We start from the raw sequence: 18,572 nt of genomic DNA, 5'->3' as shown, positions 1-18,572 counted from the left end.
GGTTTCGAGGGGCGGGAGAGGGGCGCAATCGCGTACGGGACGGACAGGTGTCCCGTGACCGGACCGCCGTCCGGGCGGGCCACCCCTTCATGATGCTGCGGCGGCCCCGGTCCCTCAACCGCTGGGGGAACGCGACGGAACGGCGGTGGCCCCGGCGGAGCCACCGCCGGAGCCACCGAGGCCGTAGCCCGTCGGCCAGAGCCCGTCGCCTATCGTGAACCGGCCGGCTCGATGAGCGCGCTGGTGACGATCGTCAGCGTGGCCGGCGCGTTGGTCGCGGGGTAGCCGTCCACCTCGCCGCTCTGGGTGCCGCGCACCGACCACACGAACGCGACCGCGCCCTTGTCGTCCACGACGCGCTGCTGCAGCGTGAAGGTGGCGTCCGGGAACGCGGTGCGGATCCTGGCGATCAGCTGGCGGGTCTCGTCCGCGCCCGTGGCGCGGTACCGCCGGGGCACGCTCTGCCGTTCTTCTGTTGCCATCACAGGTCTCCTGTCGGGATTGCGGGCACCGCACCGCCGGTCGGCGATGCGACGTGCAGGGCGCGGAGCGCCGTCGCCGTGGTGAACAGTCGCCGCCAGTCCTCGGCGACGACGTCGAGGCCCGCGATCGATTCCGTCCACGACGTCTGTTCCCAGGGCTCCGTCAGCTGCGGCCGGGGCACCCGGAGGATCGGCACGACGGGCCAACTGCCGTCCGGTCGCTGGTGTTCCACCAGCCACCGGGTGCCGCGGGCGAGGGCCGCCCGGAGGGCCGGGCAGTCGTCCCCGGGCGGCGCCGTGAGCAGTTCGCCCAGCGCCTGGACGGCCAGCGCGGTGGCGAAGGCGGCGCACGCGCGGTTCGGCGCGTGCGGCCAACCCCCGTCCGGGCGTTGGGCGCGCAGCAGCCACCCGGCGGCTCCCGCCCGGGCCGCTGCCGCCCCGGGCAGGTCGGTACGGCGGCTCAGCTCTCCGATCGCCTGCACCGCACGGCACGTGGTGTACAACGCGCTCGCCCACCAGTAGGCCTCCCAGTTGCCCTCCGGGCGCTGCTGGTCCAGGAGCCGGCGCGCGGCCCGCAGCGCCGCGCGCCGCTCCCGCTCTCCGTCCAGGCCGGCCAGCAGCAGGGCGGCCACGGCGGTCACGCACGGGTGCGAGGAGGTCCAACCGCGCAGGTCGCCGGCGTCGGAGTGGAACCGGACGAGCCAGGGCTCCGGGTCCACGATGGTGGTGAACCCGCCGTCGGGTCGCTGCGTCGACAGCAGCCAGTCCAACGCCGGTCGCCACCGCTGCGGTTCGGGCGCGCCGATCCGGGTCAGGAACAGCAGGGCGTTCGCCGTGGAGTCGACGTCCACCGGCCACTGGCCGTTGTATCCCCAACCGGCTCCCGGAGCGCGGTTGGCGACCAGCCAATCAGCCGCCGCGGCAAGGGAGTTCACCGGAATCGGGTGCGCCGGGGCCGGGGCGTCCGCCGCCGTGCCGACGGTCGCCAGGTTCCAGCCGACGTAGCCGGTGACCCAGGAGGTGCTCTGCTGGCCGAGCAGCAGGAAGTCGCCCCAGCGGCCGGCCGGATCCTGTTCCCGCCGCAGGTAACGGGCTGCTGCCGCAAGGGAGTCGGCGATCGTATCGGCGGTGACCGACCTGCCGCCCGCGGCCACGGTGGCGCCGGGGGCGGTGTCCCGCCGCGCCGCCGGACGGCCGCCCCGGCCCGCGGCGGCGCGCGCCCGGGCCAGCCCGTCCCGGCGCATCCGGTCGAGGTCCGCGCGCAGCCCGCGGACGGACTCGGAGAAGCCGATGAGCCGCTCCACCCAGCCCGCGGGCGGCAGGTCGGTCACCGCCGCCAGCGCACGGCACAGCTGCTCGGCGGCCTCGTCGAGGGTGTGTTCGGCGAGGCCGCCGTAGTGGAAGCGGCGGGCCGCGTCGGCGACCAGCTCGGTTCGGGCGGCGCGGGTCGCCGAGGGCGTCAGGCCCAGCTCGGCGAGCAGCCGGGGGACGAGCTGCGAGGGGTGGCCGTGCAGGAAGTCCTCCTTCCAGTCGACGCATTCGCGGTAGCGGGCGAGCCCGGCGTACAGGCGGCTCTGCGACTCGGTCACCGGTCCGACCGGCTCCGGCGTCCCGGCCAGCGCGGCGAACGCCTCCGTGGTGGTGTGCGCGAGCTCCGCCCCGGCGCCGGCCGGGTCCCAGGGGCGGCGGTAACCGGCGGAGAGCGACTGCCGGAACGGCTCCCGGCCCGGCAGGTCGTCCGCCAACTGCCGGGTGGCGTAACGCCGCAGGGACGCGCACTCCCGGTCGGCCCGGGCCGGTGCGCACTGGCCCCGGCTCTGCCGGAACCGCAGGAAGCGGGCCGCGCCGCCCGCCCGCGCGGCCAGCGCCACCCGTCGGGCCGCGCCCATCGGGACGGTCGCGAAGTACTCGTACAGCAGGAACGGCAGGTGGTCGAAGAGTGCCCCGGGGAGCGGCTGCGCCGGGTCCCACGGGCGGTCCTCGCGGCCGGGCAGGCCCGCCCACTGCTCGGCGAACACCCGGTCGGTGTCACGGGTCTCCATCAGCAGCAGCGTCACGGTCGCCTCCGTCCTAGGCCACGGACTCGGCGCGGTAGGCGCGGAGCAGCACGTCGGGGGCCTGGGCGCCGCCCGGCCCGGCTCCCTTCACCAGCCGGTGGCCGAGGTACCGGCCGACCGCCGGCGGCACCCAGCCCGGCACCCCGCCCGACGGCACCCGGCCCGACTGCTCCGCGCGGCCCGGCCGCCACGGCTCGGGCGGCTCGTCGAGGCCGAGCGCGAGCAGGCCGTCCAGCCACGGGCCGTGCTGGTCGAGCCAGTCGAGTTCGGCCGCGGAAACGCCGAGGTGCTCGGCCAGGCCGAACTGCGGGAGGGCCCGGCGCGAGGCCGCGATCGCCAGGCCGACCTGGCACAGGGCCTCACCCGTGGTGCGCGCCGGGCCGGCGGTCCCCAGGACCCGGAACTGCTCCGCCAGCACCGCCGGCCCGGGCGTGCGCGGTTCCCGGTGGGCATCGAGCCAGGGCCGCCAGGACGCCGCCACCGGTGTCGCGGGTGTCCGCCGGTCGCCCCGCCAGGCAGCCGCCCCGAACGCCCCGACTGCCGCGGCCGCCCCGGCCGGGGCACCGTGCGGAGCAGTGGCGGGCGGCTCGGTCGGCAGGTCGAGGCCGAGCGTCGGGCCCGCGATCCGCTGCCGGGTGGTCCGGATGGCGGCGTGCCAGCTCCCCTCGGCGATCCGGTCGGCCGCGCCCTCGGCGCGGTCCAGGTGGCCGAGCGCCAGCGCGCGGACCTCCTCGACCACGCCCTCCCGGGCGAGCAGCTCGGCCACCTCGGACACCGGGGGCCGCTCGGCCGACTCCACCCGCCGCTGCCAGCCGGCCCGCAGGAACGCCACCGTGAGGGGGTAGGAGTAGTGCCCGCGCCGGTAGTCGATCCGCCAGTCCGCCAGGTCGTCGGCGAGCTGGAAGGCCACGTAGTGGGCGTCGTGCGAGGCCTCCAGCCCGGCCAGCGGCCGCTCGTCCCCGCCGAGTACGGCGAGGGCCGCGAGGCAGGCCTTGGCGATCGCGGACTTGCCCGCGTAGACGAGCTCCAGCTCCTCCCTGGGGTACGGCTGGAGCAGGCCGCGGTGCCGGGCCTCCTCGCGCAGCACCGCCTGGCAGAAGTGCCCGAAGTAGCGGTCGAAGTGGCCCCAGAACGGGCTGGCGGGCGGCAGCAGCGCGTACAGCCCGTGCAGCGCCTCGCGCTGGAGGAGGCCGCCCAGCAGCAGGCCGCCCCCGGTGCGGGCACAGGGGCGGTCCAGTACCTCGTCCAGGGCCAGCACGTAGTCGAAGAGGTACGAGCCGCTGACGGACAGCGCCCGCAGCTGCGCCAGCGAGACGCGGGGGAAGGCGGTGTAGAACAGCAGCGGGTAGGTGTAGAAGACCCGGGGGTCGACCCCGGCGGCGATCCGCCGTTCGGACGGCAGGCCGGTGGTCGCCGCCAGGCCGTCCACCTGCAGCAGGCGGGCGACCCGGCGCCGCAGCGGCCGCCGGGCCTCCTCCACCAGGGCGTTGTCGCCCCGCCAGCCGACGTGCCGTTCGACCCGGACCCCGCCGTTCGGCCGTTCGGCTACCACCGGCCCGAGACGACCGTCGTGACGACCGTGGTGACGCCGCTCGCCTGGGCCTCCGCCTCGACCCGCGACTCCAGCTCGACGAGGCCCAGCTCGCCGACCGGCAGGTCCTCGAACGGGACCTCCTCGAACGCCAGCTCCTCGAACGGCAGGTCGCCGACGGGCTTGCCGCGCTCCGCTGCCACGTCTCCAGCCATCATGTTCTCCTTCGTCTCGGTGTACCGGTGTCCTGTGCACTACTTCGGTCGGTGGGTCCGGACCGGCGGGCCCGGCGGGTGACCGGGCCGCGGGCCGCGGCCCGGTCACCCGGTGGCGGTGCCGGCCGGTTCCCGCCGCAGCCCCAGCGCCGTCACGTGGCGCTCGGTCAGATGGTGTTTCGCGGCGAAGGCGCGCCGCTGCGAGGTGTTGCGGATGACCAGCTCCGGACGGGACAGCAGCTGACGGACCGGGTCGCGGATCTCCAGCCGGTCCCCGGGCCGGACCAGCGGGTCGGCGGTGCGCGGGACCGACACCTCCAGGAAGGCGTAGCCGCGGCCCCGGGACGCCGTCAGGTTCACGAACAGCAGGTCGGACGCTACGCGCTCCACGTCGAGGCCGCCACCGGTGCGCAGCGCGGCGCTCAGCTCCCGGACGTCGCAGTCGAAGGCCCGGAAGACCGTCCCGTCCTCGGTCAGCCGGCGCTGCAGTGCGTAGCGCAGTTCGACGTACGCCATGAGGTCGCGCAGGACCGGGGCGCACGGTCCGAGCCCGTCCAGGACCTCGGCCGCCAGGTACCGGCACAGGTCCGGGACGAACCCGTAGAGGTAGTAGTCCGGCCGGAGCTGCTCCGGGCCGACGTGCCGGTGCTGCCAGCGCGTCCAGCCGGTCAGCACCTGCCGCAGGTCGGCGCCGGCGGTGCGCAGCGCGAGGAACAGCGTCGGGCAGGTGTAGGTGGCGGCGGAGATCGCCTTGGCCAGGTCGCGGTCGAGGTGCGGCGTCGGGATGTGGTAGAAGCTCGGGAAGATGTCGGGGTGGCGGGTGACCGTCGCGATCTCCTCCTCGTCCAGCAGGAAGAGCGAGATGTCGGAGCTGTGCCCGTCGAAGCGCAGCTCCTCGCGGTGCTCCTCGTACAGCGGACTGCCCACCAGTGGTGCCAGCAGGTGCATCTGCGCCTGGGTGTCCGGCGAGAGCTGCAGGACGTCGAGCGCGAGGTCGAGCGAGGCGACCGCGTCCTCGGTGGTCTCCTCCGGGAAGCCGACGATCAGGGAGGCGGTGCAGGAGATCCCCCGGTCGGTGCCGGAGCGGATGACCGGCAGCACCGCGTCGGTGCGCAGCCGCTTGCGCACCAGCGGCTGCATCCGCTGGGATCCGGTCTCGATCCCGAAGAACATCCCGCGGCAGCCGGCGGCGGCCATGGTGGCCAGCAGTTCGTCGTCCACCCGGTCGGTCCGCGCGCTGCACGCCCACTCGAAGCCCTGCCCGCCGTCGAGCAGGGCGGCGCAGAACGCCAGGACCCACCGCCGGTCGACGGTCAGCATGTCGTGCACCAGGTCGAACCGGGTGAATCCGTGGGCGTCCCGCAGGTGCCGCATCTCGGTGATCAGCCGGGCCGGCGACTTGATCCGGTAGTCGCGGTTGAAGAACACGTTGGTCGAGCAGAACGTGCACCCGTACGGGCAGCCCCGGCCCGCCTCCACCGGCGCGAGGTCCTGCAGGGTCCGCTCGAAGGGGTACAGGTCGTAGGCGGGGAAGGGCAGTTCGTCCAGGTCCTGCAGCAGCGGTGCGGCGGGTTCGCGCACCGGGCCGCCGTCCGGCCCCCGCCAGGTGGTGCCGGCCACGCCGGCCAGGTCGTCGCCCGCCGCCCACCGGTCGAGCACCCGGACGAGGGACCGGTCCGCCTCGTTGCGCACGATCGCGTCGATCCAGCCGAACTCGCGCAGGGTCGCGACGTCCACCACGGAGGCCTGCGGGCCGCCGAGCAGGATCCGTACGTCGGGATCCAGCTCGCGGCACTGCCGGGCCAGCGCCAGCGTCTGAGGGTAGGAGTTGCACATCGTGGTGAGGCCGACGACGTCGGGCCGGGACTCGCAGATGAGTTCCGCCACCTCCCGGTGGAACTCGGGCCCGTCACCCACCCGGCCCTCCAGCAGCGCGAGCGTCGGATCCACCACCACCGGTTCGTGCCCGCTGCGCCGGGCCACCGCGGCCAGCCCGAGGAGGTTCAGCGGCACGTACGGCGAGGGGACCTTGCCGAAGTGCCAGTCCGCGTTGAAGCACGTCACGAGAGCCAGTCGCATCCTCGGCCCACCACACCCTGTCCCGGCCCCGGGGACCGTCGCTGCCGTCGCGTCGAAGAGTCGTCTACTCCGTGCGCGCACGACGCGCCAGCGGCCACGCCGCCACTGCCCCGACGGAGTACCCCGCCCGGCCGTACCGCAGGGGCCCGGTTCCGTGATCGTGCGGCGCCCCGTGAAGCGCTTCGACGCGCTGAAGGCCGCTCCCCGTCACGCGAAATTCACAGACCGGGGTCTACTCGCATAGACAACGGTGGGGCATCCTGGTGCGATGCCGGCTCTCGTAGCCCGTCGTCCCCGTTGCCCGGGAACCGCGGGCGGTGGCGCCGGACGGACCGGTCGGCCCTCGCGCCGGAGCACCGCCGCGTCACAGCACTGCGTACGTCCCCTTCGTCCGGGCCGGTTCCTCAGGCCCGGCTCCGGGCTTCCCGCCCTCCCGCCGAGGCGCGGCAGGAGGGCAGGGAGCCGAGTCGGAGGCACACCATCCTCACCGGGAGATGCAGATGAAGCCACGCACCGCAGCCACCGTCGTCGCCCTGGCCCTGGCCGGCCTCGCGCTTTCGGCGCCCACGGCCGGCGCCAGCGGCACCAAGTTGTCGCAGTCGACGGCCGCCAGTCAGCTCAGCAACGCCGGCGTCACGTGGAGCTCCAGTGGGGGCTGCACCACCAGGTCCAACTCCACCTGTACCTCGTTCGACCAGATCAACTCGGGCACGGTGAGCGCCGTCATCACCCTCAAGCAGGCCAGCGGCTGCGCCATCAACATCACGGGCGGGACCGAGGTCGGCCACGCCTCCGGCACCTACAGCCACTACAACGGCTACAAGGTCGACATCGCCCGCAGCTCCTGCATCGACAACTACATCCAGAACAGCTTCACCTACATCGGCCTCCGGGGCGACGGCTACCCGCAGTGGAAGGCCGCGTCGGGCAACCTGTACTGCAACGAGGGCAGCCACTGGGACGTCCTCATCTACTGACGCCGGCCTCGGGTGCCGGCGCCCCGAGGGGCGCCGGCACGCCGGAAGGGTGTCGGTCGGTGTGCCGGCACCGCGATCACGCACCGGGTCGCCACGCCCGGAGTGCCGAATTCCGGTCAGTTGCGCAGGGTGGCCGCGGGCCACAGGGACCGCGGTGGCGCCAGAACTCCCCGGTGGGCCGGAGCCGTCGGCTCCGCTCATGCCGGTCCGGTCACCGTCCCCCGCCGGACATGGCGCGGTCGGCCGCGGCCTGCAGGGCGTCGAGGTCCTCGGCGATCTCCGCACCGGCGACGGCGTCCGGCAGCTCGTCCTCCATGTACCGCAGGGGGCGGTGGCGCAGGCCCATGACGGCCCAGGCGATCAGCAGCAGTCCGCAGGTGACGAGGAGCAGGCCGGTGCCGCGGCCCGGCCCGGTGCCGAGGGCTCGTCCCACGGTGCCTGCCAGCACCCCTCCCGGGTTCAGCAGGCCGGAGAAGTACCCGGCGAGGGGCGGGGCGGTGAGGAAGGCCAGCGGGGTCATGGCGACGGCGAGCATCTGGTTGGTGGCGAGCACCCGGCCCTGGAGCTCCGGGCCGACCTTGAGCTGGATGATGGCCAGCCAGTGCGCGTTGAGGATGCTCATGGACGCCCACCAGACGAGTGCTCCCACGGCCGCCAGCGTCACGGACGGACGCAGGCCGACCAGGACGACGCCCAGGCCGACGCCGCTCACGAACCCCACCATGCCGGTCGCCCGCCGCACGGTGCCGCCCCACAGCGCCACGATCAGGCTGCCCGCCACGGCACCCGCGCCGCCGACCGCGGTGACCACGCCCACCGCCGTGGTGCCGCTGAAGGAGAGCACGCTCGGGACCGTCAGCGTCACCGCGAGGGTGCCCAGGTAGTTCTCCACCATGAAGAACACGATCATGATCATCAGCGGACGCCGCCGGATCAGGAACCGCCAGCCGCCGACGACGGTCCGGGCGAAGGATTCCTTCTGCCGCCGGAAGAGTCGGTCGGGGAAGCGCACCCACAGCAGCGCGGCCACGCCGACGAGGAACGACGCGACGTCCACGGCCACCACCCAGGGCAGGCCGACCAGCCCGATCAGCGCGCCGCCGGCCAGCGGGGCGATCAGCGTCCCCAGGCCGGCACCGAGGTTGGCCAGCCCGTTGGCCTGCACCAGGTACGGCTTGGGGACGAGCTGGGCGACGGCGGCCAGGTAGGCCGGTCGCCGGAACGCGGTCACCAGCGACATGACGCCCACGATCAGACCGACCTGCCAGAGCGCCAGGCTGCCGCTCCACAGCGCGGCCACCAGGGACACCGTGGCGGTCGCGGAGACGGCGTCGCAGGTGAGCATGACCCGGCGGCGGTCGATCCGGTCCGCCACCGCGCCGCCCAGCGGCGCCGCGACGATCGCCGGGAGCATGGCGAGCATGCTGATCAGCGCGTAGTCGAGGACTCGCCCGCTGCGCTGGTAGGCCCAGACGCCGAGGGCGAACGAGGTCAGCGCGCTGCCGATCAGCGAGACGGTCTGGCCCGCGGCGACGAGATAGAACTTCCTGAGGTCATGTCGCGCCGTCCGGCCGACGACCGTGACGTCGGCGATCGGCTCCGGCAGCAGGCCACCGGCCCAGGCACCGAGCCGCTCGCCGATCAGCGCGGCGAGCTGGGCGGCCTGGTGCTTGAGGAAGTAGTGGCCCGCTCTGGGGAGGGTGGCCAGCTCCACCCGGTCGGCGAAGGCTCCCCACTCCGTGAACCGCTCCTCGTAGAGCTCGGTGGACCGGTCGCGTTCGCCGATCACGCAGAGCACCGGGGCTCGTAGCCTGCGGGCGTCCGCCCTGGTCAGTTCACCGGTGAACCAGCCCTGCGCCTGGTCCACGTCGTGCCGCAGAGCGCGCAGCACGGTCCGCTGTGCCGCTTCGGCCGCTTCCCCGTCGCCGTCGCCGTCGCCGTCGTCCATGCCGCCGAGGGTGCGCAGGAAGTCCCGGTAGGCCCGGTCCGACGTCCAGCGGGTGGCCGGGAACCTGCTGCGCAGCCAGGTCGACAGACGCCCCGGCAGCCGCGCGCCGGGAAAGCTCCCGCCGACCAGCAGGCCCGTCACCGGGACACCTTCGGCTTCCAGACGCAGCGCCAGTTCGGTGGCCGCGGCGGAGCCGACGCAGTGGCCGTACACCGCCACCGGGCCGACCCGGCCACCCGTCCCCGGGGCCGGGCGGGCCGCCTCGGCCAGCTCGGCGACGACCCGGTCGATCAGCACGGTGAGCGGGAGCAGCGGCTCGTCCGGCCGCGCCGGGTCGTGCCCCGGCGGTTCCACCGCCAGCACGGCCGCGCCGGGGATCGCCGTGGCCAGTTCCGTGGCGAGCGGACCGTAGGCGGCGGCCGAACCGCCGCCGTAGGGGAGGCACACCACGGTGACGGTCGGGAGTCGGCCGGGCGGGGGACCCGCCAGCCGGTGCAGCAGGCGGCGCTCACCGCCGGGCCCGCCCGCCTGCGCCGTGTCGAGGAACGCGGCAAGCTCGCGCACGGTCGGCCGGGTGAACAGGTCGATCACCCGTAGCGTCGGGTCGATCGCCCGGACGGCGCGCACGGCCCGGAAGGAGTCCCCGCCCAGGGCGAAGAAGTCGTCGTCGATGCCGATGCCGTCGGGGGCGTCCAGGTCGAGGACCTGTGCCCAGGCCTGTGCGACGCGCAGCTCGGTCGGCGTGCTCGGGGCGATGTGCTCGGTACTCGCCGCCGGCTCGGGGGCGGGCAGGGCCGACCTGTCCACCTTTCCGTTGGGGTTGAGCGGCAGCGTGGGGAGCACGACGATCGCCGAGGGCACCATGTAGTCGGGCAGCCGCTCGCGCAACGCCGTGCGCACGCGCGCGACGTCCACGCCGGACGCCGGCGCCGCGGGGGTCACCCAGGCGGCGAGCCGCCTGGCATGGGCCTCGCCGACCGGCAGCACCACCGCTTCGGCGATCTCGGGCAGGTCGCGCAGCGCGGCAACCACCTCGCCCGGTTCCACCCGGAAGCCGCGGATCTTGACCTGGTCGTCGATCCGGCCGAGGAACTCGAACAGTCCGGCCGTGGTCAGCCGGACCCGGTCCCCGGAGCGGTAGCACCGCGCGGTGCCGGTCACCGGGTCGGGGACGAAACGCTCGTCGGTGAGGTCGGGGCGGCCGAAGTACCCGCGCGCCACGCTCGGCCCGCCGATCCACAGCTCGCCGGGCACCCCGGCGGGCAGCGGCCGGCCGCCGGAGTCGACCACGTAGCAGTCCACGTCGGCCAGTGGCCGACCGATCGGAACCGTCCCCGAACGCCGGGCCGGCGGGGTCTCCTCCACGGCGCAGCCGAGCACGGACACTGTGGTCTCGGTGGGCCCGTAGTGCACCTGCACGGACAGCTCGGGCCGCGCGGCGCGGATCCTGGCCACCAGGTCCCAGGAGCAGGCCTCTCCCGCGAGGATGAGCAGCTTGCGGGGCAGCACGCGGCCAAGGTCCCCGTGGGCGGCGAGCAGTTCGAGGTGGCTCGGCACCATCTTGACCGCGTCGACCGGGTGCGCCTCCAGGTACTCCCCGTACGCCTCCGGGTCGGTGGCCACCTCGCGGTCCACCAGGTGCACCGTGCCGCCGGTGGCCAGCGCGCCGAAGAGGTTGGTCATGCCGAGGTCCGCCGCGTGGGTCGACACCAGGGCGAACGCGCCCCCCTCGACACCGCAGCCGGTCAGTCGCTCCGTCACCGCGTGCAGGTAGTGCACGATCTGCCGGTGCTCGACGGTGACGCCCTTGGGGCGGCCGGTCGAGCCCGAGGTGAAGACCAGGTAGGCCGGCGCGGTCGGATCGACGGCCACGCCCGGTGCTCCGCCGGGCTGTTCCGGTGGCGTACCCGGAGCGGGCGGACCGTCGAGGACCAGCAGCTCCCCCGGGGTGCCCGCGAGGTCCGCGCCGCGCCCCGGGAGGCGCCGCGCGAACTCCCCTTCCGCGAGGACGACTCGCGCACCCGCCGTCGACAGGATGTCGGCCAGCCGGTCGTCCGGGTACACGGGGTCGAGCGGCAGGTAGATCGCGCCGGCTTTGAGGGTGGCGAGCAGGGCGACCACGAGCGGTGTCCGGCGGTCGGCCAGGACGGCGACCGGTTCCCGCGGTCCGACTCCGGCCGCGAGCAGCCGGTGCGCGAGCCGGTTCGCCCGCCGGTCCAGCTGTCCGTAGGTGAGTTCACCGTCGGGGCCCACGACTGCCGGCGCGTCGGGCCGTTCGGCCGCCCAGCGCTCGACCAGACCGTGCAGCGGCTGCTCCAGGTCGAACTGCCGGCGCGGCCCGGACAGCAGCGGTCCGTCCACCGGTTCCACGGCCACCTCCCGCACGGGGCGGTCGAGATCGGACAGCACACCGTCCAGCAGGACCGCGTACCACTCGGTGATCCGCTGCGCGGTGTGCCGCTCGAAGAGGTCGGTGCGGTAGATCAGCGAACCCTCGTAGGTGTCGCCGGTGCCGTTCGAGGAGGTGGCCGCGAACGCCAGGTTCAGTTCGTACTTGGCCGTTGTCGCCGGCGGTGCGAAGACCCTCGCCGTCAGGCCCGGGAAGCGCGGCGCCACCGCCGGGGTGTCGATCACGTTGAGGAGGACCTGGAAGATCGGCGTGGTGGAGAGGTCGCGAGCCGGGCGCAGCCGGTCCACGATCCGCTCGAACGGGACCTCGGTGCGGGCGAAGGCCTCCAGCGCCGCGTCGCGCACCCGGGTCAGCAGCTCCCGGCCGCTCGGCCCGCCCGACAGGTCGGTCCGCATGGTCAGGGTGTTGATGAAGAAGCCGATGGTGTGCTCGGTGTCGGGGTGCCGTCGTCCCGCCTCGGGCACGCCGACCGGCACGTCCTCGACGCCCGACAGCCGGGCCAGCAGCTCCTGCCAGACCGCGAGGAGCACCATGAACGGCGTGCAGCCGGTCTCGGCGGCCCGCCCGCGCACCTTGGCGGTCAGGGCGGCCGGAAGGATCACCGGCACCTCCGCGCCCGTCCGTTCCGCGATCGGTGGGCGGGGCAGGTCGGTGGGCAGGTCCAGGACCGGCTCCAGACCGGACAGCGCATGGACCCACCAGGCCAGGTCGGTCTCCGCGCGGTCGCCGTCCTCCGGCCGCCGGGAGAGCCAGTGCGCGTAGTCCGTGTACTGGACCGGTGGCGGTGCGGGAGACTCGGCCAGCCCGAGCCGCGCCGAGTAGAGTGCCGCCAGTTCCGCCACCGCCACCGTCCTCGACCAGGCGTCGAAGGCGATGTGGTGGACCGTCAGTGCCAGGACGTGCTCGTCGGTGCCGAGCCGGAGCAGCACCGCCCGCAGGGGCGGTTCCACCGCCAGGTCGAACGGCCTGCGCAGGTCCTCGATCAGGCGGCGGTCCAGCGACTCCCGCTCGCCCGGCCCGGTCAGATCGGCCTCGGCCAGCGGTACCGCGTCCGCCGGGCCTGCCACCGCCACCGGCTCGCCGTCGGTCTCGACGATCAGGCTTCGAAGGACCTGGTGCCTCTCGGCGAGATCCCGCACCGCCCCCAGCAGCGCCGCACGGTCCAAGGGTCCGTGCAGGTGCAGGGCGACCGGGATGTGGTACGCGGTGCTCTCCGGATCCAGCTGGGTGAGGAACCACAGCCGGGTCTGTGCGGCCGACAGCGGGGCCGGGGCGCCCGCGTCCGGCCGGGCGGGTATCGCCGGGGTGCCGCGGACCGCGGTGCGGCGGGCCGAGGCGAGCCGGGCACGCAGCGCGTTGGTGAGCCGGGGGTCCCGCCGCTCGGCGGACACCTCGGTCATGCGGCACCGCCACCGGTGACGGAGGCCGGGCGGGCGGGTTCGGCCGGGTCGGCCGGGTCGGCCCATTCGGCGAGGTCCGCCGATTCGGCGAGGTCGGCCAGCAGCAGGGCCTCCAGCGCGGCGGCGAAGTCGGCCAGGACCGGGTGCTCGAACAGCAGGCGCACCGGCAGCGCGAAGTCCAGCGCCGCCATCAGCCGGCCCGCGACCCGGGTGGCCGCCAGCGAATGCCCGCCGAGCGCGAAGAAGTCGTCGCGCGCACCGACTTCGGTGGCCCCGAGCACGGTCTCCCACACCTCGGCCACCAGCAGCTCGGCATCGGTGCGCGGGGCGATCCGTTCGCGGCCGGTTTGGCGACCGGGCGCCGGGAGGGCGCCCCGGTTCACCTTGCCCGAGGCCGTCAGGGGCAGGGCGTCGAGCACGACCCACCGCCGGGGCACCATGTGGTCCGGGAGACGGGTGTGCAGGCGCTCCTCCACCGCGGGCGTGCCGAAGGCGTCCGCGGTCGCCGCCGAGGGGTCCACCGCGAGGTAGCCGACCAGGTGGGCGTCGGCTCCCTCGCCGAGGACCACGACGGCCGCGTCCACGACGGCGGGCTCTGCGCGCAGGGCGGTCTCGATCTCGCCGAGTTCGATCCGGTGGCCGCGCAGCTTCACCTGCTGGTCGCGGCGGCCCAGGAAGTCGAGGGTGCCTCCGCCGGCCTCCGGCCGGGAGGACCCCCATGGCCGCCAGCGGGCCAGATCACCGGTCCGGTAGCGCCGTCCGCCCGGCGCGAACGGATCCGCGGTGAACGCCGCCGCGGTCGCCTCGGGCCGGTTCCGGTAGCCCCGGGCGACGCCCGCACCGCCGATCCACAGTTCTCCGGTGACTCCCGGCGGCACCAGCCGGCCCATGGCGTCCAGCACGTAGGCCGTCTCCCCGGCCAACGGACGGCCGATCGGCACCGCCTCGCCGACGGGCGTCCCCACCTGCGCCACGGTCGAGTAGACCGTGCTCTCGGTGGGCCCGTAGGCGTTCCACAATTCGCCTGTCCGCGCCAGGAGTTCGCGCGCCAGCCCGGGGTCCATCGGCTCGCCGATGCTGACGACGCGCACCCCTGGGGCCGACCACTCGGCGGCGACCAGCATCCGAAGCGTGGTCGGCGTGGCGGTCATCAGCGTCACCCCGGCCCGGTCGATGAACCGCGCGACGGCATACCCGTCGACCGCGGCCTTGCGGTCCAGCATCGCCAGCCGGAGTCCGCAGGCCAGGCTGACCCAGAGTTCGAACCCGAACACGTCGAAGGCCGGTGACGTGAGACCCAGCATCACGTCGTCGGGCCGGATGCCCGGCCTGATCCGCATCGCGGCCACGAAGGCCGCCAGGCTCGCGTGAGTGACCTCCACGCCCTTGGGCCGGCCGGTCGAACCGGAGGTGTACAGCACGTACGCCAGACCCTCGGGCGCGGCCTCGGGCAGCCTCGTGGGCCCGGGGTCGGTCAGGCCGCCCAGGTCGAGGACACCGACGCCGACCGATTCGCCGAGCTCGCCGGCCAGCGCGAGGGTCTCCTCGGCGGCGACGACGACGGTTGCCCCGGAGTCGGCGAGTTGGCCGCGCAGCCGTTCGGTGGGCTGGTCCGGTTCCAGGGGAACGTAGGCCGCACCGGCTCGCAGGACGCCGAGCAGGGCGGCGGGCAGGTACCGGTCGCGGGGAAGGCAGACCCCCACGGTGAATGCCGCCGCCGGTCCTGCCGCGGGCTCGGCCGGTCTTCTCGCGAGCAGGGCCGCGGCCACTCGCCGGGACCGTTCGGCCAGTTCCGCGTAACTGAGTTCACCGGCCGAGTCGGAGGCGGCCACCGAGGCCGGTCGCTGGGCGGCCTGTTCGAGAACGGCCGCCACCACGGTCCGCGGACCGCCGGCCGGCAGCGGGACTCCGGTGCCGGCGGCGAGCAGAGCGGCCTTCTCCGCTCCGCTCACCAGCTCCAGGGCCGACAGCGGAAGGTCCGGATCGGCCGCCGCGGCGCGCAGGACCCGGAGCAGCCGGTCGGCGAACGCCTCGGCGTCGGCCGGGCCGAACCGGTCCACGTCGTACTCGATCTGGAGCTCGGGCCCCCGCGCCGTCTCGTTGACGAACACGGTCAGCGCCGCCTGCGTCCCGCCGCTGCTCACCTCGCCGAGCAGCTCCAGACGGACGCCGTCGTGCTCCACCGCCACCGGGAGGCCGGCCGGCTGGAGCGAGAGCACGACCGGGGTGCCGATCGTTCCCCGGGGGTGTTCGACGCCGGCCGCCTCGAAGGCGTCCTGCACGGTGAACCCCGGATGGTCCATGACGCGGGCAGTCGTGGCGGAGGCACGGCCGACGGCGCTCCGGAAGGACAGTCCCTCCGCCAGCCTCAGCCTGATCGGCATGATGCCGACCAGTGGCCCGACGACCGCCTCCAGCTCGGGGTGCGCCCGGTGCGCCACGGCTGCGCCCAGGACGACGTCGGACCGGCCGGTGAGGCCGGCGACCAGCACACCGAGCGCGGTCAGGAACATCGAGAACGGAGTGGATCCGCAGTCGGCCGCGAGCTCGCGCAGCATCGCCGCCGTGTCGGCGTCGAGGGGACGGGCCAGCCGTTCGCCGACCAGTCGACCGGGGCCGGCGGGCCCGGCGGAGAGGAGGTCGTGCGGCGGGACGGCGTCCGCCAGCTCCCGGGCCCAGAAGGCCCGCAACTCCTCGACCCGGTCGGGCCCGGCGGCCAGCGCGCGCTCGTGCAGCGCGATGTCGCCGACCTGTACGGGCGGCGGCGTGATGTCCGAGCCGCTGCCCGACCCGTGGTCCGCCCCACCACCCGGGACGCCGACCAGCTCCGACATCAGGACGCCGATCGACCAGCCGTCGAACGCCACGTGGTCGGTCACGACGACCAGTTCGGCGGTGTCGTCGTCGAGCCGGAGCAGGGTGGCCCTGAGGAGCGGTGTCTCGGTGGCGAGGTCGAACGCGTGGCCCGCGGCCGCGCGAGTCAGCTCGGCCGCCCGGCTCACCCGCTCCGCCTCGGGCACTCCCCTGAGATCGTGCTCCTCGAACGGCACCGGGGCCGGCGGGCGGACCAGCGCGACCGGTTCGTCGTCCGCTCCCCGACCCGAGACGTCCACCACGACGCCGGCCGGCACGACGCTGCGCAACACCTCGTGCCGCTCGACCACCGCGTCCAGCGCGGCCCGTAGCCGCGCCGTGCCCGGCAGTCCGCGCAGGCCCAGTCGGAAGGCGATGGTCGTGGCGCGCTCGGCGGAACTGACCTGCCGCAGCAGCCACATCCCCTGCTGCGCGGACGTCAGCGGGTACGTGTCCCGCCCTGTGTGACGGACCAACGCGGGCTCCGGCCCGGTGCCCGGGCCGTCGGCCGACCGGGCTCGCAGCAGCGAGGCGAGTCCGGCGACGGTGGGCGCGGCGAGGAAGCCCGCCAGCGGGACGGTCGTTCCGAAGTCGCGGCCCAGGACGGCACAGACGCGGGCGGCCGCCAGGGAATGGCCGCCGAGCGCGCCGAAGTCGTCGTGGATGCCGACATCCGCCAGACCGAGGACACCGGCGACGACCGCCGCGATCCGCTGCTCGGTGTCGGTGCGCGGGGCGACGTACTCGGTGTCGACCCCGCGGCCGAACTCCACCGCGGCCAGTGCGGCGCGATCGGCTTTGCCGGTCGGACCGACGGGCAGGCGGTCGAGGACGGCGATCCGGGACGGCACCAGGTGGTCCGGCAGCCTGTCCCGGAGCCAGGCACGCAGCCGCGCCTCGGTGAGCGTCCGGTCGGCCGACTCCGCGTAGGCCACCAGCTGCCGGGTGCCGTCCTCGTCCGCCGGCGCCAGCACCACGGCGTGCTGGACGGCCGGGTGTCCCGCGAGCGTCGCCTGGACCTCGCCCGGCTCGATCCGGAAGCCGCGGACCTTCACCTGGTCGTCGACCCGCCCGGCGAAGTGGTGGAGCCCGTCCGCCCGCCGGACCAGGTCGCCGGTCCGGTAGTGCCGGACTCCGGCCGCATCCGTGACGAACCGTTCGGCCGTCAGCTCCGGCCGGGCCAGATAGCCCCTGCTGACCAGCGGACCGGACACCCAGAGTTCCCCGACCTCGCCGTCGCCGAGCGGGTTCCCGGAGCTGTCACGTATCGAGAGGCCGCTCTGCGCGTAGGGCGACCCGATCGGCGGCTCCCCCCGCCCGGCCCTGGGCACCTCGTGGGTCACGCAGCTGACAGTGCATTCGGTCGGGCCGTAGCTCTGGACGACCCGTCGTACGCCGGCGTTGGCGTAGATCCGGTCCGCCAGGGCCCGGGTGAGCGGTTCCCCGCCCGCGCGGACGGTGCGCACGCCCGGTGGCAGCGGCTCACGCACGAGCGCGGCCAGTACGGACGGCGTCCCGTAGACCATCGTGACCTGCTCCCTCGCGGGCAGGGCAGGCAGCGCGAGCAGGTTCTCGGCCAGGATCACCGTCCCGCCGCCGAGCAGCGGGAGGAACAACTGGGTCACCGACGGGTCGAAACAGACGGACGTCGCGGCCAGCATCCCGCGGAGTTCGCCGGACGAGTACACGGACGACTCCCACCGCAGCAGGGCCGTCACATTGCGGTGCTCGACCACCACGCCCTTGGGCCGACCGGTCGAGCCCGAGGTGTACATCACGTACGCGGCGTCCGTCGGCTCGCCGGACATGTCGAGGGCGGCGCGGTCGTCCGCGCCCGGGACCACCGTCTCGACGAGCAGCAGGTCGACGCCGGCGGCCCGGCGGACGTCGCCGCGGCGCTCAAGGACGGCCGACGAGGAGACCAGGTGGGAGATCCCGGCGTCCGTGGCGATGAACTCCAGGCGGTCCGCCGGGTGGGCCGGATCCAGCGGCACGTAGGCCGCACCGGCCTTCCAGACCCCCAGCAGCGCCGGGATCAGCCACTCGTCGCGGTCCAGGCAGACCCCCACCAGCGAACCCCGCCCGACGCCCAGGCGGCGCAACTCGCGGGCCACGGCGGCGGCCCTGCGGTCGAGCTCCGAGTACGTGGTCCGGGCCGACCGCGCCACCACGGCGATGTCGTCCGGGGTCCGTCTCGCCTGTTCCTCGAAAGCCCGATGAACCTGGCCGGTTTCGGACATGCTCGCCGACGTCACTGTCGATCCCCCTCATGAACGCGCCACTGCACCGGATCCACGTCCGTCGGGTTTTCGGTGCAAACGCCCTTTTGAGCGCTGGTCAGTTGTCATTGCCGATGCTGTGTGCGGGCTGATGCCGAGTGCGGTCGGGCAGCCCAAGAAGGTCAGCTCGAAGGCGTTTCGGGGCGGGCCTCCAGCGACGCGCCCACCGTACTTGCCGTCTCCGGTGGGGTCCATAGCTGTGATCGGCTTGTCAGCCGGTACCCCCTCGGCCGCGACGCCGACCGCGGTCCCGCCGGTGTCGATTCCCCCCCGGTTACCAAGGGCGGGGGGGGTGGGAGGGGTTGGGGGGGTTTAGCCCGGGGAAAGCCCGATGGGGTAGG

The 18,572-nt window shown here is 74.5% G+C and carries 8 protein-coding genes; 1 reads left to right on the top strand and 7 read right to left on the bottom strand.

Annotated features, from left to right (window positions below):
* Positions 1-209: 209 nt before the first annotated feature.
* The 5 genes from ACWGKU_RS17900 to ACWGKU_RS17880 all read right to left on the bottom strand — a co-directional run bounded on the left by ACWGKU_RS17900 (position 210) and on the right by ACWGKU_RS17880 (position 6,364).
* Positions 210-482 (bottom strand): ester cyclase, encoded by a 273-nt coding sequence (locus tag ACWGKU_RS17900; protein ID WP_359897263.1) that lies wholly within the window; start codon positions 480-482, stop codon positions 210-212.
* Entirely contained in the window at positions 482-2,539 is a 2,058-nt protein-coding gene (locus ACWGKU_RS17895) for a hypothetical protein (protein WP_452178561.1), read from the bottom strand. Before ACWGKU_RS17895 ends, ACWGKU_RS17900 begins: the two co-directional genes overlap by 1 nt.
* A gap of 13 nt (positions 2,540-2,552) precedes the next feature.
* Positions 2,553-4,091: a hypothetical protein gene (locus ACWGKU_RS17890; protein ID WP_452178562.1), complete on the bottom strand. Its 1,539-nt coding sequence runs from the start codon at positions 4,089-4,091 to the stop codon at positions 2,553-2,555.
* Positions 4,085-4,285: a hypothetical protein gene (locus ACWGKU_RS17885; protein WP_380356405.1), complete on the bottom strand. Its 201-nt coding sequence runs from the start codon at positions 4,283-4,285 to the stop codon at positions 4,085-4,087. The genes ACWGKU_RS17890 and ACWGKU_RS17885 overlap by 7 nt, the downstream gene beginning before the upstream one ends.
* Positions 4,286-4,390: 105 nt before the next feature.
* Complete coding sequence (locus ACWGKU_RS17880; protein WP_401043497.1) at positions 4,391-6,364, bottom strand: B12-binding domain-containing radical SAM protein; 1,974 nt, start codon at positions 6,362-6,364, stop codon at positions 4,391-4,393.
* A 494-nt stretch (positions 6,365-6,858) separates the two neighbouring features.
* Between ACWGKU_RS17880 and ACWGKU_RS17875 the strand changes: the two genes are divergently transcribed.
* Positions 6,859-7,341: a hypothetical protein gene (locus ACWGKU_RS17875; protein WP_380352678.1), complete on the top strand. Its 483-nt coding sequence runs from the start codon at positions 6,859-6,861 to the stop codon at positions 7,339-7,341.
* Positions 7,342-7,552: 211 nt separating this feature from the next.
* Here the strand turns inward: ACWGKU_RS17875 and ACWGKU_RS17870 are convergent, their stop codons facing one another.
* The gene (locus tag ACWGKU_RS17870; protein ID WP_452178563.1) at positions 7,553-13,099 is read right to left on the bottom strand and encodes a non-ribosomal peptide synthetase/MFS transporter; all 5,547 of its coding nucleotides are present in this window, start codon (positions 13,097-13,099) and stop codon (positions 7,553-7,555) included.
* Positions 13,096-18,192: an amino acid adenylation domain-containing protein gene (locus tag ACWGKU_RS17865; protein ID WP_452178564.1), complete on the bottom strand. Its 5,097-nt coding sequence runs from the start codon at positions 18,190-18,192 to the stop codon at positions 13,096-13,098. The genes ACWGKU_RS17870 and ACWGKU_RS17865 overlap by 4 nt, the downstream gene beginning before the upstream one ends.
* Between the last annotated feature and the right edge of the window lie 380 nt (positions 18,193-18,572).

Source organism: Kitasatospora sp. NPDC054768, from assembly GCF_053612025.1.
This window is presented reverse-complemented; position numbering and strand designations above follow the sequence as displayed.